The 17365-nt window shown below is 59.8% G+C and carries 19 protein-coding genes; 8 read left to right on the top strand and 11 right to left on the bottom strand.

Annotated elements, in window-relative coordinates; translation table 11 throughout:
* The first annotated feature begins 75 nt into the window (after positions 1-75).
* Positions 76-438, top strand: coding sequence for a protein YacL (gene yacL / locus CPH57_RS17210; RefSeq protein ID WP_004937507.1), 363 nt, complete (start codon positions 76-78; stop codon positions 436-438).
* 32 nt (positions 439-470) lie between these two features.
* Here yacL and speD read toward each other — a convergent pair whose 3' ends face one another.
* From speD to CPH57_RS17195, 3 genes are all read right to left on the bottom strand, one after another.
* Positions 471-1265 (bottom strand): adenosylmethionine decarboxylase, encoded by a 795-nt coding sequence (gene speD, locus CPH57_RS17205; RefSeq protein ID WP_004937510.1) that lies wholly within the window; start codon positions 1263-1265, stop codon positions 471-473.
* Between the two features lie 27 nt (positions 1266-1292).
* Positions 1293-2156: a polyamine aminopropyltransferase gene (gene speE / locus CPH57_RS17200; protein ID WP_033651332.1), complete on the bottom strand. Its 864-nt coding sequence runs from the start codon at positions 2154-2156 to the stop codon at positions 1293-1295.
* A 123-nt stretch (positions 2157-2279) separates the two neighbouring features.
* Complete coding sequence (locus CPH57_RS17195) at positions 2280-2627, bottom strand: YacC family pilotin-like protein (protein WP_033644927.1); 348 nt, start codon at positions 2625-2627, stop codon at positions 2280-2282.
* Positions 2628-2846: 219 nt separating this feature from the next.
* On the opposite strand from CPH57_RS17195, the gene cueO reads away from it, so the two are divergent.
* Positions 2847-4523, top strand: coding sequence for a multicopper oxidase CueO (gene cueO / locus CPH57_RS17190; protein ID WP_033644694.1), 1677 nt, complete (start codon positions 2847-2849; stop codon positions 4521-4523).
* A 98-nt stretch (positions 4524-4621) separates the two neighbouring features.
* Positions 4622-5158, top strand: coding sequence for a hypoxanthine phosphoribosyltransferase (hpt, locus tag CPH57_RS17185; RefSeq protein WP_048234659.1), 537 nt, complete (start codon positions 4622-4624; stop codon positions 5156-5158).
* Positions 5159-5195: 37 nt separating this feature from the next.
* Here hpt and can read toward each other — a convergent pair whose 3' ends face one another.
* Entirely contained in the window at positions 5196-5852 is a 657-nt protein-coding gene (gene can / locus CPH57_RS17180) for a carbonate dehydratase (protein ID WP_015379031.1), read from the bottom strand.
* A gap of 211 nt (positions 5853-6063) precedes the next feature.
* On the opposite strand from can, the gene CPH57_RS17175 reads away from it, so the two are divergent.
* The 3 genes from CPH57_RS17175 (at position 6064) to CPH57_RS17165 (ending at position 9209) form a co-directional block, all read left to right on the top strand.
* A complete protein-coding gene (locus CPH57_RS17175; RefSeq protein ID WP_033644695.1) occupies positions 6064-6987 on the top strand; it encodes an ABC transporter ATP-binding protein in 924 nt (307 codons plus the stop codon).
* The gene (locus CPH57_RS17170) at positions 6984-7754 is read left to right on the top strand and encodes an ABC transporter permease (RefSeq protein WP_033644696.1); all 771 of its coding nucleotides are present in this window, start codon (positions 6984-6986) and stop codon (positions 7752-7754) included. Before CPH57_RS17175 ends, CPH57_RS17170 begins: the two co-directional genes overlap by 4 nt.
* A gap of 177 nt (positions 7755-7931) precedes the next feature.
* The gene (locus CPH57_RS17165) at positions 7932-9209 is read left to right on the top strand and encodes a polysaccharide deacetylase family protein (RefSeq protein WP_033644697.1); all 1278 of its coding nucleotides are present in this window, start codon (positions 7932-7934) and stop codon (positions 9207-9209) included.
* 36 nt (positions 9210-9245) lie between these two features.
* Here CPH57_RS17165 and panD read toward each other — a convergent pair whose 3' ends face one another.
* The 3 genes from panD to panB all read right to left on the bottom strand — a co-directional run bounded on the left by panD (position 9246) and on the right by panB (position 11444).
* Positions 9246-9626 carry an aspartate 1-decarboxylase gene (gene panD / locus CPH57_RS17160; protein WP_004937544.1) on the bottom strand — a complete coding sequence of 127 codons (381 nt, stop codon included), beginning with the start codon at positions 9624-9626 and terminating at the stop codon, positions 9246-9248.
* 145 nt (positions 9627-9771) lie between these two features.
* Positions 9772-10626 carry a pantoate--beta-alanine ligase gene (panC, locus tag CPH57_RS17155; RefSeq protein WP_033651336.1) on the bottom strand — a complete coding sequence of 285 codons (855 nt, stop codon included), beginning with the start codon at positions 10624-10626 and terminating at the stop codon, positions 9772-9774.
* Positions 10627-10649: 23 nt separating this feature from the next.
* Positions 10650-11444 (bottom strand): 3-methyl-2-oxobutanoate hydroxymethyltransferase, encoded by a 795-nt coding sequence (gene panB, locus CPH57_RS17150; protein WP_042785355.1) that lies wholly within the window; start codon positions 11442-11444, stop codon positions 10650-10652.
* A 166-nt stretch (positions 11445-11610) separates the two neighbouring features.
* Here panB and qseB point away from each other — a divergent pair, with 166 nt between their 5' ends.
* Both qseB and qseC read left to right on the top strand, forming a co-directional pair.
* The gene (gene qseB / locus CPH57_RS17145) at positions 11611-12273 is read left to right on the top strand and encodes a quorum sensing response regulator transcription factor QseB (protein ID WP_033651337.1); all 663 of its coding nucleotides are present in this window, start codon (positions 11611-11613) and stop codon (positions 12271-12273) included.
* Positions 12270-13628: a quorum sensing histidine kinase QseC gene (qseC, locus tag CPH57_RS17140; protein ID WP_047573704.1), complete on the top strand. Its 1359-nt coding sequence runs from the start codon at positions 12270-12272 to the stop codon at positions 13626-13628. The genes qseB and qseC overlap by 4 nt, the downstream gene beginning before the upstream one ends.
* 5 nt (positions 13629-13633) lie before the next feature.
* Here the strand turns inward: qseC and folK are convergent, their stop codons facing one another.
* The 4 genes from folK to dksA all read right to left on the bottom strand — a co-directional run bounded on the left by folK (position 13634) and on the right by dksA (position 17305).
* Entirely contained in the window at positions 13634-14134 is a 501-nt protein-coding gene (gene folK, locus CPH57_RS17135; RefSeq protein ID WP_004937558.1) for a 2-amino-4-hydroxy-6-hydroxymethyldihydropteridine diphosphokinase, read from the bottom strand.
* Complete coding sequence (pcnB, locus tag CPH57_RS17130; RefSeq protein ID WP_071883579.1) at positions 14134-15681, bottom strand: polynucleotide adenylyltransferase PcnB; 1548 nt, start codon at positions 15679-15681, stop codon at positions 14134-14136. Before pcnB ends, folK begins: the two co-directional genes overlap by 1 nt.
* Positions 15682-15742: 61 nt before the next feature.
* A complete protein-coding gene (gene gluQRS, locus CPH57_RS17125; protein WP_096242592.1) occupies positions 15743-16654 on the bottom strand; it encodes a tRNA glutamyl-Q(34) synthetase GluQRS in 912 nt (303 codons plus the stop codon).
* Positions 16655-16849: 195 nt separating this feature from the next.
* The gene (dksA, locus tag CPH57_RS17120) at positions 16850-17305 is read right to left on the bottom strand and encodes an RNA polymerase-binding protein DksA (RefSeq protein WP_004937569.1); all 456 of its coding nucleotides are present in this window, start codon (positions 17303-17305) and stop codon (positions 16850-16852) included.
* Between the last annotated feature and the right edge of the window lie 60 nt (positions 17306-17365).

Below are 17365 nucleotides of genomic sequence, written 5' to 3'. Positions count from 1 at the left end.
CAACTTTGCGAGCGCTCACTGAGTTAGTCCGCCATTTATGTTTACACTAAGAAAAAAGGCTCAGGAGGGCATGCTATGGATTACGAATTTCTGCGTGACGTCACCGGTCAGGTGATCGTCAGATTTTCGATGGGGCATGAAGCGATTGGCCATTGGATCAATGAAGAAGTCAAAGGCGATTTCAACCTGCTGGACCGCATTGAAGCCGGCGCGGCCGAGGTCAAAGGCAGCGAGCGCCAATGGCAGCTGGAAGGCCATGAATATACGCTGCTGATGGATGGTGAAGAAGTGATGATCCGCGCCAATCAGCTGGAGTTCGAGGGCGACGAAATGGAAGAGGGGATGAACTACTACGACGAAGAAAGCCTCTCATTCTGCGGCGTTGAGGATTTCCTGCTGGTGTTGAAGGCCTATCGTTCTTTCATGCTGAAGTACTAAGCATCAGGGCGCGGCGCGCCGCGCCCTTTCCATCACAGATGCGGAATATTGCGGCCGTAATAGATTTCCTGCATCTCTTTCCATAACAGATCGGTGATCTGCTTGCGTTCGGCTGCGCTCAACGCCTCCGGTTCCGCGTTGAACAGGTAGTGCTTCAGATCGAAATCCTTCAGCAACATCTTGGTATGGAAGATATTTTCCTGGTAAACGTTCACGTCCATCATGTGGTACAGCGCCTTGATGTCTTCCGACATAAAGTTCTGGATCGAATTGATCTCATGATCGATGTAATGTTTCACGCCGTTCACGTCGCGGGTAAAACCGCGCACGCGATAGTCCATGGTGACGATGTCGGATTCCAGCTGGTGAATTAAGTAGTTCAGCGCCTTGAGGGGCGAAATGACGCCGCAGGTCGAGACCTCGATATCGGCGCGGAAGGTGCACAGCCCGCCTTCCGGATGGCTTTCCGGGTAGGTGTGCACGCAGATATGGCTTTTGTCCAGGTGCGCGACGACCGTATTCGGCAACGGGCCTGGGTGTTCCGACGTATCGACGTCTTTCGGATCGATGGGCTCTTCGCTGACCAGGATGGTGACGCTGGCGCCCTGCGGCTCGTAGTCCTGACGCGCGATGTTCAGAATATTGGCGCCGATGATCGAGCAGGTTTCGCTCAGGATCTCGGTCAGCCGGTTGGCGTTATATTGTTCGTCTATGTAGGCGATATAGCCATCGCGATCGTCCGCGGTTTTGGCGTAACAAATATCGTAAATACAAAAACTCAGGCTCTTGGTCAGGTTGTTGAAGCCGTGCAGTTTTAGCTTATGCAATTTGGGCCACCTCCTTTATCTTCTCGCTTAACGTGTTACGTTCAGGGCATTGAGCAAATATTGCGGCAGGGCAAAGCTGCCGACGTGAATTGCCGGGTTGTAATAACGGCAGTGTAGGCCGCTTTGGTTAAAGCGCTGTTGCAGGGTAGGCAGATCGCGCTGGCGCAGCGCCGGGTTCTGGCTCGCCCAGGCGAAGGTCATGATGCCGCCGTAATAGGTCGGGATCGCCGCCTGATAGAAGCTGACGTCGGTAAAGTAGCGGCTCAGTTTGGCGTGGCTGTTGACCGCCTCGTCCTGCTGCAGGAAACAGACGCCGTTTTGCGCGACGAAAATGCCGCCCTCATTCAGGCAGCGGGCGCAGCCTTCATAAAACGCCGAGGTGAACAGGCTTTCGCCGGGGCCGATCGGATCGGTGCAGTCGGAGATGATCACATCGAACGTTTCGTCGGTTTGATTCACGAAGTTGACGCCGTCGTCAATCACCAGCTTGAAGCGCGGATCGTCATAGGCGCCGGCGCTGTGGTTGGGTAGGTACTGGCGGCAGAACTCGACGACGCCGGCGTCGATTTCGACCATGGTGATCTGCTCAACGCCAGGATGCCGGCTGACTTCGCGCAGCATACCGCCGTCGCCGCCGCCGATGATCAGCACTTTCTTCGCCTGGCCGTGCGCCAACAGCGGCACGTGGGTCAGCATTTCGTGATAGATGAACTCGTCACGCTCGGTGGTTTGCACCACGCCGTCGAGCGCCATCACGCGCCCCAGCACCGGGTTCTCGAAGATCACCAGATCCTGATGATCGGTCTTCTCGCGGTACAGCACCTTCTCTACCGAAAAGTACTGGCCGAAGCCCGTATGCAGCGTTTCGTACCAAATTTCTTTCTGGGTCATGTGCGGGAAACTCCGTAATAACAGCCATGAAAAATCGGCGCAACATCATAGCTAACTCTGCCTGGCGATGCACGGTTGAATTTCAGACAGAGAGAGCGGAGGGCGGACGGGCGAGGGGGAAGATTAATTGGCGTAGGCCAGCAGGCTCAGGGAGTCGCGCGCCAGCGATTTGCACTTCTTGGGCGTTGGAATGGCGATGCCGCTCAGATCGCGATAGCTGTCTTCGCCCAGCGCCTTCATGTTAAAGCTGTTGTAGTTGCTCAAATCCCAGCGGTTTTGTTGCGCGAAATAGACGATGGCGCGCTTGATTTGCGCATTTGGCAAATCGTTGTAGCCGCAATCATTTTTCAAATAAATAAATACCGCCGTCAGATCGGCCAGATCTTCCGCCTCGGATTCATTCAGCGCCAGACTGGCGTTGGAGAAGCCCAGCATCGCCAGCAACAGCATCGTTAACGTTGTTTTTTTCATCATGAAATAGGCCTGTTTGTCGTCTGCAGACGTTACCACACTTGCCTGTAAAGGCACCAAATTTTATTGCTGACGGGCGCTGCCATAGCGCTCACCCACGGCGCGCTCTTGATTGTGAGGCATAGCTTAAAATACCGCCAGAAAAGGCTTGACCTTCCGCCTGGGGGAAGGTTTAGGCTGGCCGCGTTGAGTTATGTCACTGAGAAAAGGGAGTCAGCGATGTTACGCCGTGATTTTATTAAATTGACCGCTGCATTGGGCGCCGCGAGCGCATTGCCGTTATGGAGCCGGGCCGCCTTAGCGGCCGAGCGGCCGGCCCTGCCGGTGCCCCCGTTGTTAACGCCCGACGCGCAGGGAAAGATTGCGCTGGCGCTGCAGGCGGGGGAAACCCGCTGGTTGCCCGGCGCCGCCACCAAAACCTGGGGATTCAACGGCGCGCTGCTCGGGCCGGCGGTGAAGCTGCAGCGGGGTCAGCCGGTGACGGTCGATATCAAAAACCGCCTGGCGGAAGCCAGTACCGTCCACTGGCACGGCCTGGAAATCCCCGGCGACGTCGATGGCGGCCCGCAGGCGTTGATCCATCCCGGCGCAACGCGCACGGTGAATTTCACCGTCGATCAACCGGCGGCCACCTGCTGGTTCCACCCGCATACCCACGGTAAAACCGGCAGCCAGGTGATGATGGGGCTGGCGGGGCTGGTGCTGCTGGAAGACGATGAAAGCGCCAAACTGCCGCTGCCGAAAACCTGGGGGCAGGATGACATTCCGGTGATCCTGCAGGATAAGCGCTTGGGCAAAGATGCCCAGATCGAATATCGCCTGGACGTGATGAGCGCGGCGGTGGGTTGGTTTGGCGATCGCATGTTTACCAACGGCGCGCAGTACCCGCAACATCTGGCGCCGCGCGGTTGGCTGCGTTTGCGTTTCCTCAACGGTTGCAACGCCCGCTCGCTGAATCTGGCGGCCAGTGACAACCGTCCGCTGTACGTCATCGCCAGCGACGGCGGTTTCCTGGCGGAACCGGTGAAGCTGACCGAGCTGCCGATGCTGATGGGCGAGCGCTTTGAAGTGCTGGTCGATGCCTCCGACGGGAAAGCGTTCGACATCGTGACGTTGCCGGTGAAACAGATGGGCATGACGCTGGCGCCGTTCGATCGGCCGCTGCCGGTGTTGCGCATTCAGCCGTCGTTGGCGCAGGGCATCAAAACCATGCCGGACAGCCTGGTGAAGCTGCCGACATTGCCTGCCACTGCCGGCATCCAGGAGCGTTGGCTGCAGCTGATGATGGATCCGCAGCTGGATATGCTCGGCATGCAGGCGCTGATGGATCGTTATGGTCATCAGGCGATGGCCGGCATGAGCATGAATCATGGCGCGACGGGCGCTGGAGACATGAAAGGCATGGACCACGGTAACATGAAGGGCATGGAGAAGGGCGGCATGCAGGGCATGGACCACGGCGACATGAGCAGCATGAAAGGCATGGATCATGGCAAGATGGCCGGGATGGATCATGGCGGCGCGCAGGGCAACGCTAAACCGTTCGACTTCAGCCACGGCAACATGATCAACGGCAAGGCCTTCGACATGAACAAACCGATGTTTGCCGCCAAACGGGGCCAGTATGAAAAATGGACCATTTCCGGCGAGGGCGACATGATGCTGCACCCGTTCCACATTCACGGCACCCAGTTCCGGATCCTGTCGGAGAACGGCAAACCGCCGGCGGCGCATCGCAGCGGCTGGAAGGACACAGTGCGCGTCGAAGGGTGGCGCAGCGAAGTGCTGGTGCGCTTCGATCATCCGGCAAGCAGTGAACATGCGTATATGGCCCACTGCCACCTGTTGGAACACGAAGATACCGGCATGATGATGGGCTTTACCGTCGGCGAATGATCGCGGCCCGTCGCTCAGGTGGCGGCGCGCTCGCGTCGCCACCGGCGAAAGGCTATGCTAAACTCTGCGCCTTTCTTCCGGCAACTGACCTGAATACTATGAAACACACTGTAGACGTAATGATTTCCGAGCAGGAAGTTAAGACCCGTATCGCCGAACTCGGCCGCCAGATCACCGAACATTACCGCGACAGCGGCAGTGACATGGTGCTGGTCGGGCTGCTGCGCGGCTCCTTCATGTTCATGGCCGATCTGTGCCGCGCGATTGACGTGCCGCATGAAGTCGACTTCATGACGGCTTCCAGCTACGGCAGCGGCATGTCCACCACTCGCGACGTGAAGATCCTCAAGGATCTGGACGAAGACATTCGCGGCAAAGACGTGCTGATCGTGGAAGACATCATCGATTCCGGCAACACGCTGAACAAAGTGCGCGAGATTTTGGCGCTGCGTGGGCCGAAATCGCTGGCGATTTGCACCTTGCTGGACAAGCCTGAGCGCCGTGAAGTGCAGGTGCCGGTCGAATATGTCGGCTTCTCGATCCCGGATGAGTTCGTGGTGGGGTATGGCATCGACTACGCCCAGCGCTACCGTCACCTGCCGTACGTCGGCAAAGTGGTGCTGCTGGACGAGTAATTGATGTGGGGCGCGGCCTGCCGCGCCCGCGGCGGGATTATACGCCTTTATCCTGCTTCAGTTTGGCTATCGCTTTGCGGTAGCCCATCTCCAGGCTCTCGCGGCTGGTCGCCAGCACTTCCATATCGCGCAGACGGCCGTCCTGAATGCCGTACACCCAGCCGTGGATCATCACCTTCTGGCCGCGTTTCCAGGCCGATTGCATGATGGTGGAGTGGCCCAGGTTGTATACCTGCTCAATGACGTTGATCTCGCACAGCATGTCGAAACGCTGTTCCGGCGGCAGCTCGCCCAGCAGCGAACTGTGCTTGTACCACAGATCGCGAATGTGCAGCAGCCAGTTGTCGATCAGCCCCAGCTCCGGGTTTTCCACCGCGGCCTGCACGCCGCCGCAGCCCAGGTGGCCGCAGATGATGATGTGTTCGACCTCCAGCACATCTACCGCATACTGCACCACCGACAGGCAGTTAAGATCGGTGTGGATAACGAGGTTCGCCACGTTGCGATGGACGAACAGTTCACCCGGCTCGAGGCCGGTCAGGCGTTCTGCGGGAACGCGGCTGTCAGAGCAACCAATCCATAAGAAGCGGGGCTTTTGCGCCTGGGCTAAACGTTCAAAAAAATCCGGGTCTTCCTGACTGATATTGGCCGACCAGGCCTGGTTGTTGGCGATAAGCTCTTCGATTTCTTTCATGGAGGTGATTGACCCGTAACGAACAGATTGCGTTGGGGTAATATAGGGTAAGCGTCACAATTTGGAAATCGGAACAGTGGTGCAACCTCATTTACCGCACGGATTCGACGCAGTGAAAACGCCGTCGATGCTAGGATTATTGTTATTGTTTCAAGCCTCGCAAACAGGGGGCGCGGCGGCATACTCATCGTTATAAGGTACTATTTTACATATGAATTATGCACTGGAATTAGCGCAGCTGACCAAGACTTACGCCGGTGGCGTCAAGGCGCTGCGCGGCATCGACCTGAGCGTCGAGGCGGGGGATTTTTATGCCCTGCTGGGGCCAAACGGCGCCGGAAAGTCCACCACCATCGGCATCATCAGCTCGCTGGTGAATAAAACCGCCGGCAGCGTGCGGGTGTTCGGTTACGACATCGATAAAGACATCGTCAACGCCAAGCGCCAGCTTGGCCTGGTGCCGCAGGAGTTCAACTTCAACCCGTTTGAGACCGTATTGCAGATCGTGGTGAACCAGGCGGGTTACTATGGCGTCACGCGGCGTGAAGCGATGGCGCGCGCCGAAAAGTACCTCAATCAGCTGGACTTGTGGGGCAAGCGCAACGAGCGTGCTCGCATGCTGTCCGGCGGCATGAAGCGCCGTCTGATGATCGCCCGCGCGTTGATGCACCAACCAAAGCTGCTGATCCTCGATGAACCGACCGCCGGGGTGGATATCGAGCTGCGCCGCTCGATGTGGGGCTTCCTGAAAGAGCTGAACGCCCAGGGCACCACCATCATCCTCACCACCCACTATTTGGAAGAGGCGGAGATGCTGTGCCGCAACATCGGCATCATCCAGAACGGGGAGCTGGTGGAAAACACCTCGATGAAGGGGCTGCTGGCCAAGCTCAAGTCGGAAACCTTTATCCTCGATCTGGCGGCGAAAAGCCCGCTGCCGAAGCTGGACGGTTACCGCAGCCGCCTGACGGATACCTCGACGCTGGAAGTGGAGGTGATGCGTGAACAGGGGCTGAACGGCCTGTTCGCCCAGCTGAGCGCGCAGGGCGTGCAGGTGCTGAGCATGCGCAACAAGGCGAACCGCCTGGAAGAGCTGTTTGTCACCCTGGTTAACGGCAATGGAGAGAAAGCATGACGCGTTTGTATTGGGTGGCCTTACAGAGCATCTGGGCTAAAGAGGTGAACCGCTTCGCGCGCATCTGGATCCAGACCCTGGTGCCGCCGGTGATCACCATGACGCTGTACTTCATCATCTTCGGCAACCTGATCGGTTCGCGCATCGGCGATATGCACGGCTTCAGCTACATGCAGTTCATCGTGCCCGGCCTTATCATGATGGCGGTGATCACCAACTCTTACGCCAACGTCGCGTCGTCGTTCTTCAGCGCCAAATTCCAGCGCAACATTGAGGAACTGCTGGTGGCGCCGGTGCCGACCCACGTGGTGATCGCCGGTTATGTCGGCGGCGGCGTGGCGCGCGGTATCTGCGTCGGCGTGCTGGTGACCATCATCTCGCTGTTCTTCGTGCCGCTGCAGGTGCACGCCTGGTGGGTGATTGCGCTGACGCTGTTGCTGACGGCGATCCTGTTCTCGCTGGCGGGGCTGATCAACGCGGTGTTCGCCACCACTTTCGACGACATCAGCCTGATCCCGACCTTCGTGTTGACGCCGCTCACCTACCTGGGCGGGGTGTTCTACTCGCTGTCGCTGCTGCCGCCGTTCTGGCAGGCTGTGTCGAAGCTGAACCCGATCGTCTATATGATCAGCGGTTTCCGCTACGGTTTCCTCGGCATCAACGACGTGCCGCTGGCGTTCACCATGGCGGTGCTGGTGGCGTTTATCACGGTGTTCTACCTGCTGTCCTGGTACCTGATCGAACGCGGCCGCGGCCTGCGCAGCTGATCCTGATGCGCCCTCGTTTTCCCGGCGGGGGCGCTTTTCCCGATTTGGCGCAGGCGGCGCGTAAATCAATAGAATCGCTCAAATAACCGCTAGTTCCCCGCTGTTCAAATCGTGCTATGCTGGCGCTCCACATTTCCTTCATTTTTGTCATTACGCACTCGTAAGCAGAACATCATCATGCGGCCTCAATACAAGTTGGCGACTGGGTTACTCGGCATTCTGATGTCGTTGGTTTCCCCTGTGAGCCTGGCGAATCTGCTGTCGGAAGACGGCGCGGTTAAATCTGAATACATGGAAGCGCAGCGCGACAGCGAAGTCTATTCGCTGGTGGGCGAGCATGTGATCCCGGTAGGGGAAGTGAAGCGCGGGCAACTGATCCAGGTGTTCCCGGCGGATGCGGAATACTACGAATTCAAATTCGGGCACGGCACCGGCTTTATCGATAAAGACGACGTGCGCGAGCTGAAGAAGTCGCGCAAGGTGCAAGACGATCTGGGCGAGCTGAACAAGCCGCTGACCAACCAGAATCTGATCACCCAAAAGGCGATCGACGTATACACCGCGGCGGACAAGGACAGCGAGGTCTTCGGCACGCTGGAAGGCAATCTGCGTTATCCGATCATCGGCAAGCTGAAGGATCGGCTGAACAATACCTGGTACGAGGTCAACATCGGCGATCGGCTGGGGTTCGTCAATGAGCTGGACTGCGAGATCGATAACGGCATACCGGTGCTGACTTACCATCACCTGCTGAAAAACGAAGAGAACAAGCGCTTCCGCCATACTTCGACCACCACCTCAGACGTGGCGTTCAGCAACCAGATGACCTACCTCAAGCAGGCGGGCTACGACACCATTTCGCTGTATCAGCTGGAAGCCTACCTGAAGAATCAGATCAACCTGCCGGGCAAGGCGATCGTGCTGACCTTCGACGACGGGCTGAAATCGGTTTATCGCTACGCTTACCCGGTATTGAAGGATTACGGTTTCCGCGCGACGGCGTTCATCATCTCTTCGCGCATCAAGCGTCATCCGCAGAAATGGAACCCGGACTCGCTGCAGTTTATGAGCGTCTCGGAGCTCAAGCAGATTCAGGACGTGTTCGACGTGCAGTCGCACACCCACTTCCTGCATCGCACCGACGGCAATCGCCAGCCGATTTTGCTGAGCCGTTCGCTGCACAATATCGAGTTCGATTTTGAGCGTTCGCGCCGCGCGCTGTCGCAGTTCAACCCGCACGTGCTGTATCTGTCCTACCCGTTCGGCGGCTATAACCAGCGGGCTATCCAGGCGGCACAGGACGCCGGTTTCCATCTGGCGGTGACCACGGTGCAGGGCAAGGTGAAGCCGGGGGATAATCCCTATACGCTGAAGCGGCTGTATATTCTGCGCACCGACTCGATCCAGACCATGGCGGATCGGATAGCCAACAAGCCGGGCACGGTGGTGCAGTAAGGAAAAGAACGGGCGCGCGAGGCGCCCGTTTTACCGTCAGGCGACCTGAACCGGCACGGCTTTCGCCTTGCGCTGCAGGTTGTTGTCACCCTCGAAATAGGCGACTTTCGGGTGATGTTGGCGGGCGTCGGCGTCGGTCATTTGCACATAGGAGCAGATGATCAGTTTGTCGCCCACGCAGGCGCAGCGCGCGGCGGCGCCGTTGACCGAAATGATGCGCGAACCGCGCTCGGCGGCGATGGCGTAGGTGGAGAAGCGCTGGCCGTTATCCACGTTGTAGATATCGATCGCTTCATATTCCAGAATGCCGGCCGCTTCCAGGAAATCCTGATCGATGGCGCAGGATCCTTCATAGTGCAAGTCAGCCTGAGTGACTTTGACGCGATGCAGCTTGCCTTGCAGCATAGTACGTATCATAGCTTTACCTAACTGAATATCGGCCTTCACAGGCGTTGGGGTTGAACATCTCTCCTGCATCCCTGCAATCTCTATCGTCACCGATCGTTCCGCCATTGTCTACCTATGGTCAGGGCGGCAGGATGACGACAGTATAAAAAATGACTTACAGCGTCAGGTCAACCTGCTGGTTGTCGATAAGCCGCGCTTTGCCCAGCCAGGCGGCCATCAGCACCACCGCCCGTTGGCTGTCCACCGTCAGCGGCTGCAGGCTGTCGGCATCGCGAATAAACAGCTCATCCGGCGTAAAGCCGGCGGCGCGCAGTTGCTCGGCGGTCTGTTCCAACAGCGTTTCGACATGGCGCTCGCCATTGGCCAGCTGCTGCGCCAGCGCGTTCATGATTTTGCTCAGCTGCGGCGCAACCTTGCGCTCTTCGGCGGTCAGGTAACCGTTGCGTGAACTGAGGGCCAGGCCGTCTTTGGCGCGCACGGTCGGCACGCCGACGATGTCGATGTCGTAACCCATGTCCGCCACCATTTTGCGGATCAGCGCCAATTGCTGGTAGTCCTTCTCGCCGAAACAGGCCAAATCAGGCTGCACCAGGTTGAACAGCTTGCTGACGATGGTGGAAACGCCGCGGAAGTGGCCCGGCCGGCTTGCGCCTTCCAGAATGGTGGAGATGCCCGGCACGTCGACATAGGTTTGCTGCTCCAGCCCGTGCGGATAGACCGCGGCCGGGGCCGGCGCGAACACCAGATCGACGCCGCGGCGGGTCAGCTTCTCGCTGTCTTCCTGCAGCGTGCGCGGGTAGCGCGCCAGATCGTCCGGGCGATCGAACTGCATCGGGTTGACGAAGACGCTCACCACCACCACGTCGGCGCGGGCGCGCGCTTCATCGACCAGCGTCATATGGCCGTCGTGCAGGTTGCCCATGGTCGGCACCAGTGCGATGCGCTTGCCTTCCTGGCGCCAGCGGCGGATCTGCTGACGCAGCAGCGGCAGGGTTTCGATAATAATCATTGGGTGACTCCTGGAACCATCGCTTAGTTAAAAGAGTGTTCAGCCGCCGGATAGAGGCCTTGCTCTACTTCCTGAATGTAGTGTTGCACCGCCGTGCGGATATCGCCGCTTTGCGCCAGGAAGTTCTTGGCGAATTTTGGCGTGTGGCCGCCGGTGATGCCGAAGGCGTCGTGCATCACCAGGATTTGGCCGTCGGTGCCGTTGCCGGCGCCGATGCCGATGACCGGAATGGAGAGCGCTTCGGTGATCTGGCGTGCCAGCTCGGTCGGCACGCACTCCAGCACCAGCAGCTGAATGCCGGCCAGCTCCAGATTCCGCGCGTCCTGCAGCAGCTGTTTGGCGGCCAGTTCGTCGCGCCCTTGCACCTTATAACCGCCGAACACGTTGACCGACTGCGGCGTCAGCCCCAGGTGGCCGCATACCGGCACCGCGCGTTCGGCGAGCATTTTCACCGTGTCGCACAGCCAGCTGCCGCCTTCCAGTTTCACCATGTTGGCGCCGGCGCGCATCAGCTCGGCGGCGTTGGCGAAGGTCTGTTCCGGGGTGGCGTAACTCATGAACGGCAAATCGGCCAGCAACAGGCAGGCCGGCGCGCCGCGGCGCACGGCGCGCGTGTGATAGGCGACGTCGGCGACGGTGACCGGCAGCGTGGAGTCGTGGCCCTGCAGCGTCATGCCCAGCGAATCGCCCACCAACAGGACTTTAATGCCTTGCTCTTCAAACAGCTTGGCAAAGCTGGCATCGTAGGCGGTAAGGGTAGCAAACTTGCGTTGCTCCTGTTTCCACTGGCGCAAATGGGTCACGGTGGTGGGTTTCATCACAACGTCTCCTGAAACGGGCCGTGCGGCTTACGCAGGCCCAGACTGCAAAAAAGTGCAGCCATTCTACTGTAACCCGATCGGGGTGGGTAGCGCGGATCGCCATGCTTAAGCGGTTCTTAAGAACCTTGTGGTGCAATGGCGTCATGACTCAAAAGGGATACTCATGCGAATTCTGCTGATCGAAGATGACAAACTGATCGGGGACGGCATCAAGGCCGGGCTGACCAAACTCGGCTTCAATCTGGACTGGTTCACCGACGGCGCGGTTGGTAAAAACGCCCTGGGCAGCGCGCCGTATGACGCGGTGATCCTCGATCTCAGCCTGCCGGGCCTCGATGGACTGGATCTCCTGCGCCAGTGGCGCCAGGCCGGGCAGGATGTGCCGGTGCTGATCCTTACCGCCCGCGATGCGTTGGAGCAACGGGTCAGCGGGTTGCAAAGCGGCGCCGACGACTATCTGTGCAAACCGTTCGCGCTGGCCGAAGTGGCGGCGCGCCTGCAGGCGCTGATCCGCCGTCGTCACGGCCAACTGATGCCACAGCTGACGCACGGCAACGTGGTGTTCGACAGCGCCACCCGCAGCGTGAGTTGCAACGGCGAACCGGTGACGCTGACGCCGCGCGAATTGGCGGTGCTGGAGCTGTTTCTGCACAACAAAGGGCGCGTGTTGGCGCGGCCGTTGATCCAGGAGAAGCTGTACAACTGGGACGACGAGGTGAGCAGCAACGCGGTGGAGGTGCATATTCACCACCTGCGGCGCAAGCTGGGCAACGGCTTCATTCGTACTATCCACGGTGTGGGCTATACGCTGGGGGATGCCCCGTGAAGCGCCTCAGCCTGCGGCTGCGTCTGATCCTGATTTTCAGCCTGTTGGCGCTGCTGACCTGGTGCACTGCCAGCGTGGTGGCCTGGGTGATGTCGCGCAATACCATCAACGAAGTGTTCGACACCCAGCAGATGCTGTTCGCCAAGCGGCTGGCGACCGCCAACCTCGGCGATCTGCTGGCCGATGAAAGCGCGCGCAGCCTGCCGAAAACCAAGAAGCTGGTGCATCATGGCAAACGGGGCGAGCAAGATGATGACGCGCTGGCGTTCGCCATCTTCGATCGCCAAGGCAAGATGCTGCTCAACGACGGCGAGAACGGTGCCGACTTCCTGTTTGACGGGGAGCGTGAAGGTTTTACCGACGGCGAACGCAAAGGCGATGACGACAGTTGGCGCCTGGTATGGTTGACCAGCCCGGACGGGCGCTACCGCATCGTGGTCGGCCAGGAGTGGGATTACCGGCGCGATATGGCGCTGGGCATGGTGACCGGCCAATTGGTGCCCTGGCTGGCGACGCTGCCGGTGCTGATGTTGCTGATTGCGCTGATGGTCGGGCGCGAGCTGCGGCCGCTGCGTGCGGTGGCCGCCGGTTTGCGTCGGCGCGCACCCGATGACGCCACGCCGCTGGATGCGCGCCAGGTGCCAACCGAGGTGCGCCCGCTGGTGGATGCGCTCAACGCGCTGTTCGCCCGCATCAATGCGTTGCTGGTGCGGGAGCGGCGTTTCACCTCCGATGCCGCGCACGAATTGCGCAGCCCGCTGGCGGCATTGCGGGTGCAGACCGAAGTGGTACAGTTGGCGGGGGAGGATGCGCCGATGCGCGAGCACGCGCTGGACAATCTGACGGTCGGCATCGATCGCGCCACCCGGCTGGTGGATCAGCTGTTGACGTTGTCGCGGCTGGATTCGCTGTCGGATCTGGCCGAGCTGGCGCCCATTGACTGGAACGAACTGGTGATGATGACCCTGGCGGAACAGGATCGGCTGGCTCATGCGGCGGGCGTGACGCTGCGTTATGAACAGCAGGGAACGCCGCCGGTGCGTCAGGGGCAGACTCTGCTGCTGTCACTGTTATTGCGCAACTTGCTGGACAACGCGGTGCGTTACACCCCGCAGGGCGGCGCGGTCACCGTGACGTTGAGCGAGCGCTCGCTGACGGTAGAGGATGAGGGGCCGGGGGTGACGACAGAGCATCTGGCGCGGTTGGGGGAACGCTTCTATCGCCCGCCGGGACAGGAGCAAACCGGCAGCGGGCTGGGGTTATCGATCGTGCAGCGTATCGCCGGCTTGCATGGTTTACAGGTCAGTTTCGCCAATCGCCCGACAGGCGGGTTCGTCGCGCGGCTGGCGCTGTAGGCGGGTCAGGATTTCGGTTTTGGCGAGTGCCACAGCGCCATGCCGTTTTCCGGCACGCGCTTGAGGCAGCTGGCGAGCGGTTCGCCATCGGGGAAAATCAGATCGGGGGCGATTTCCGCCAGCGGGTAGAGCATGAATTCGCGCTCTTTCAGGCCATAATGCGGTACGGTCAGGCGATCGGTATGGATCACTTTGTCGCCGTACAGCATGATGTCTAAATCGAGCGTGCGCGGCCCCCAGCGTTCATCCTTGCGCACGCGCCCCTGATTGCGTTCTATCGCCTGGGTATGGTCGAGCAGCTGTTCGGGCGGCAACAGGGTATCCAGCGCCACCACCGCGTTGAGAAAGTCCGGCTGGTTTTGCGGCCCCAGCGGCTTGGTGCGGTAAAACGAAGAACAGGTGACCAGCCGGGTGCGCGGGAGATGCTCCAGCGCCTCCAGCGCGGCGTTAACCTGTTGCAGCGGCTGCGCCAGGTTGCTGCCCAGCGCGATATAAACGCGGATCATTATGCCCCTTCTTTACGCGGTGCCCGGCGACGAGGACGGCGTTGACGCGCGCGACGCGGCGCCGGATCGTCACCCAGGGTGCTCAGCATGGCTTTCTGCCGCGCCGGCGTGGCGTCCTGGAACTCACCCCACCACTCGGCCAGACGCAGCATCTCCTGATTGTCTTCCACTTCCGCACGCAGCGCCAGCAAATCATAGGCGGCACGGAATTTCGGATGTTCCATCAGTTTGTGCGCGCGTTTGCCCTGACGACGAGACAGGCGCAGCTGAAGCTGCCAGATATCGCGCACCAGCGTGGTAATGCGTTTCGGGATCGCCAGCGAGCGGCACTGCTCGTCGAGCACATCGTTCATCGCCAGCGCGAAGGCGTCGTAGTACGCCAGGCCGCTTTCCTGCGCCAGTTTCTGCGCGTGCTCCAGCAGCGGGTACCACAGCATGGCGGCAAACAGGAAGGCCGGATTGACGCGCATGTCGTTCTGCAGGCGATGATCGGTGTTCTTCAGCACCTGCACCAGAATGCGCTCCATCGGCGTATCGTGGTTCGGCGTGAAGTTGCGGGCGATCAGCGGGAATAGCGGTTGGAACAGCTGATATTCGCATAGCTTCAGGTAGGTCTGGAAACCGTAACCCGCCTGCAGCAGCTTGAGGGATTCTTCGAACAGACGCGCCGGTGGGATCTCATGCAGCAGCGAAGCCAGACGCGGGATCGGCTCGGCGGTCTCTTCACTGATGCGCATATCCAGCTTGGCGGCGAAGCGCACCGCGCGCAGCATGCGCACCGGATCTTCGCGGTAACGGGTTTCCGGATCGCCGATCAGGCGGATCACGCCTTGTTTCAGATCGTTCAGGCCGCCGACGTAATCGCGCAGGGTGAAATCCGCCACGCCGTAGTACAGGCTGTTGATGGTGAAATCACGGCGCTGGGCGTCTTCCTCGATCGAACCGAAGATGTTGTCGCGCAGCAGCATGCCGTTTTGCGCCTGCTGGGAGGAATTCTTGTCGGATTCCTGATTCTGTTCGTGGTGACCGCGGAAGGTGGCCACTTCGATGATCTCCGGCCCGAACATCACGTGCGCCAGACGGAAGCGGCGGCCGACCAGGCGGCAGTTGCGGAACAGCTTGCGTACTTGCTCCGGCGTGGCGTTGGTGGTGATGTCGAAGTCTTTCGGCTTTTTGCCGAGCAACAGATCGCGCACCCCGCCGCCGACCAGATAAGCCTCGTAGCCTGACTTGTTCAGGCGATAAAGCACTTTCAGCGCATTCTCGCTGATGTCTTTGCGCGAAATCGAGTGCTGTTCGCGCGGGATCACGGTCATCGAGTCGTTGCTCTCGGCGAGGGGGAAAGGCGGACGCTTGCGCGGCGTTGAGCGGCGGGCAGGGGCGTTGCTGCCGTTATCGGCGGCGCGCGGCTGCGGCGCAGGGCGGCTTGGCGCCGCGGCACGCTCTTCGCGGACTACGTTTTTATCGCCGGCCGCCGCGTCGTCGCGGGGCAGCTTGTCATCGCGGGTCAGTACCTTACGACAGAAGTTGGCTACTCGGGTAAAAATGGTACACCTCGATAGTGACTGATAAAAATGGAGCTAACAAAAAATAGCGGCTAATCATAGCTCACCATGGCTCCTTTGAGAATGCCGGCGTGTTTTCATCCAGAGGGATAGCCTCCTGACGCGGCACGTTTTCCAACCGCCAGTGTTCGATCGCCCAGCTCAATAATAATGGCAGGTCAAGATCTTGCCAGCTTTCCGGCAGCGGTTGGCGCAGAAATTTCAGCGCGGCGATCAGCACCGGCCGCGGATCGCCAGCGGGCAACGCCGGCGCATGGTTTTGCTTCGACAGCTTGATGCCGTTGGCACTCAGCGCCAGCGGCAGATGCACATAGGCGGGCACCGGCGCCTGCAGCTGGCGGTAAAGGGCAATTTGGCGCACCGTCGGTTCGATCAGATCGGCGCCGCGGACAATCTCGGTCACGCCCTGAAAATGGTCGTCGATCACCACCGCCAGGTTGTAAGCGAACAGCCCGTCGCGGCGGCGAATGATAAAGTCTTCTCCCGCCAGCGCCGGATCGGCGTGCAATTCTCCCTGCAGGCGATCGTGGAACCGGTAAACGGGGGCGGTCTGACGCAAGCGGATGGCGGCGCCCTGCGGGCCGAGCTGCAAATCGCGGCAGTGGCCGTCGTACAATCCGCCGATTTGCTGGATGCGGCTGCGGGTGCAGGTGCAGTAATAGCTGAGACCCTGGCGCTGCAACAGATCCAGCGCGGCGCGATAGGCGTCGTGACGTTGGGATTGATAGATGACCTGGCCGTCCCAGTGGAGACCATAATGTTCCAGCGCGGACAGGATGCGAGCGGCGGCGCCGGGGACTTCGCGCGGCGGGTCGATATCTTCGATGCGAACCAGCCACTGCCCGCGTTGGGCGCGAGCCTGAAGGTAGCTTCCCAGAGCGGCAATCAGCGAGCCGAAATGCAGATCCCCGGAAGGCGATGGGGCAAAGCGCCCCACATAATGACTTTCTTGCATATCAGAGGGGAGGGGTTCCCTTTTCTCTGTGCGGCGCACGCGGATGCGCACGCCGCAGCGGTAACATACTCGTTATGCTTGAAACTGCATCTGTGTTAGCTGCGCCTGCTTACCCGAATCACTTACTTGAGTAAGCTCATCGGCATGCGCATTTTTGCCGCCATGATGCAGCTCCAATCATGTAGAGTAGCGGTATTAGCCGGCCATCTGCTTTTCGCGGATCTCAGCCAGCGTCTTGCAGTCGATGCACAGATCGGCGGTCGGACGCGCTTCGAGGCGACGAATACCGATCTCCACGCCACAAGATTCGCAGTAGCCGAAATCATCGTCTTCCACTTTCTTCAGCGTTTTCTCGATCTTTTTGATCAGTTTGCGTTCACGGTCACGGTTGCGCAGTTCAAGGCTGAACTCTTCTTCCTGAGTAGCGCGGTCGGCCGGATCAGGGAAGTTGGCTGCCTCTTCTTGCATATGCGATACAGTACGGTCCACTTCGTCCCTGAGCTGGTTGCGCCACGCTTCAAGAATGCGCTTGAAATGCGACAACTGGGCGTCGTTCATGTACTCTTCGCCCGGCTTCTCTTGGTACGGCTCCACCCCAGCGATGGCGAGAATGCTCAAGGACGAGGTTTTACGGTTTTGCCCTTCTTGCATGTTGCTTCTCCTACATACACACGCACTATCGAATCCCCAATGCGGGGGAAAAACAGGCCG

The sequence above is a fragment of the Serratia sp. JKS000199 genome, assembly GCF_900215455.1.
Taxonomy (GTDB): Bacteria; Pseudomonadota; Gammaproteobacteria; order Enterobacterales; family Enterobacteriaceae; genus Serratia; species Serratia ureilytica.
This window is presented reverse-complemented; position numbering and strand designations above follow the sequence as displayed.

Bases quoted from the DNA above. Each gene is read 5' to 3' on its own strand.
- CPH57_RS17175 (WP_033644695.1), top strand. From the start codon at position 6,064: ATGAATTATGCACTGGAATTAGCGCAGCTGACCAAGACTTACGCCGGT.
- CPH57_RS17170 (WP_033644696.1), top strand. From the start codon at position 6,984: ATGACGCGTTTGTATTGGGTGGCCTTACAGAGCATCTGGGCTAAAGAG.
- cueO (WP_033644694.1), top strand. From the start codon at position 2,847: ATGTTACGCCGTGATTTTATTAAATTGACCGCTGCATTGGGCGCCGCG.
- panC (WP_033651336.1), bottom strand. From the start codon at position 10,626: ATGATTATTATCGAAACCCTGCCGCTGCTGCGTCAGCAGATCCGCCGC.
- gluQRS (WP_096242592.1), bottom strand. From the start codon at position 16,654: ATGCAAGAAAGTCATTATGTGGGGCGCTTTGCCCCATCGCCTTCCGGG.
- yacL (WP_004937507.1), top strand. From the start codon at position 76: ATGGATTACGAATTTCTGCGTGACGTCACCGGTCAGGTGATCGTCAGA.
- qseB (WP_033651337.1), top strand. From the start codon at position 11,611: ATGCGAATTCTGCTGATCGAAGATGACAAACTGATCGGGGACGGCATC.
- panD (WP_004937544.1), bottom strand. From the start codon at position 9,626: ATGATACGTACTATGCTGCAAGGCAAGCTGCATCGCGTCAAAGTCACT.
- CPH57_RS17195 (WP_033644927.1), bottom strand. From the start codon at position 2,627: ATGAAAAAAACAACGTTAACGATGCTGTTGCTGGCGATGCTGGGCTTC.
- panB (WP_042785355.1), bottom strand. From the start codon at position 11,444: ATGAAACCCACCACCGTGACCCATTTGCGCCAGTGGAAACAGGAGCAA.
- hpt (WP_048234659.1), top strand. From the start codon at position 4,622: ATGAAACACACTGTAGACGTAATGATTTCCGAGCAGGAAGTTAAGACC.
- can (WP_015379031.1), bottom strand. From the start codon at position 5,852: ATGAAAGAAATCGAAGAGCTTATCGCCAACAACCAGGCCTGGTCGGCC.
- dksA (WP_004937569.1), bottom strand. From the start codon at position 17,305: ATGCAAGAAGGGCAAAACCGTAAAACCTCGTCCTTGAGCATTCTCGCC.
- folK (WP_004937558.1), bottom strand. From the start codon at position 14,134: ATGATCCGCGTTTATATCGCGCTGGGCAGCAACCTGGCGCAGCCGCTG.
- speE (WP_033651332.1), bottom strand. From the start codon at position 2,156: ATGACCCAGAAAGAAATTTGGTACGAAACGCTGCATACGGGCTTCGGC.
- CPH57_RS17165 (WP_033644697.1), top strand. From the start codon at position 7,932: ATGCGGCCTCAATACAAGTTGGCGACTGGGTTACTCGGCATTCTGATG.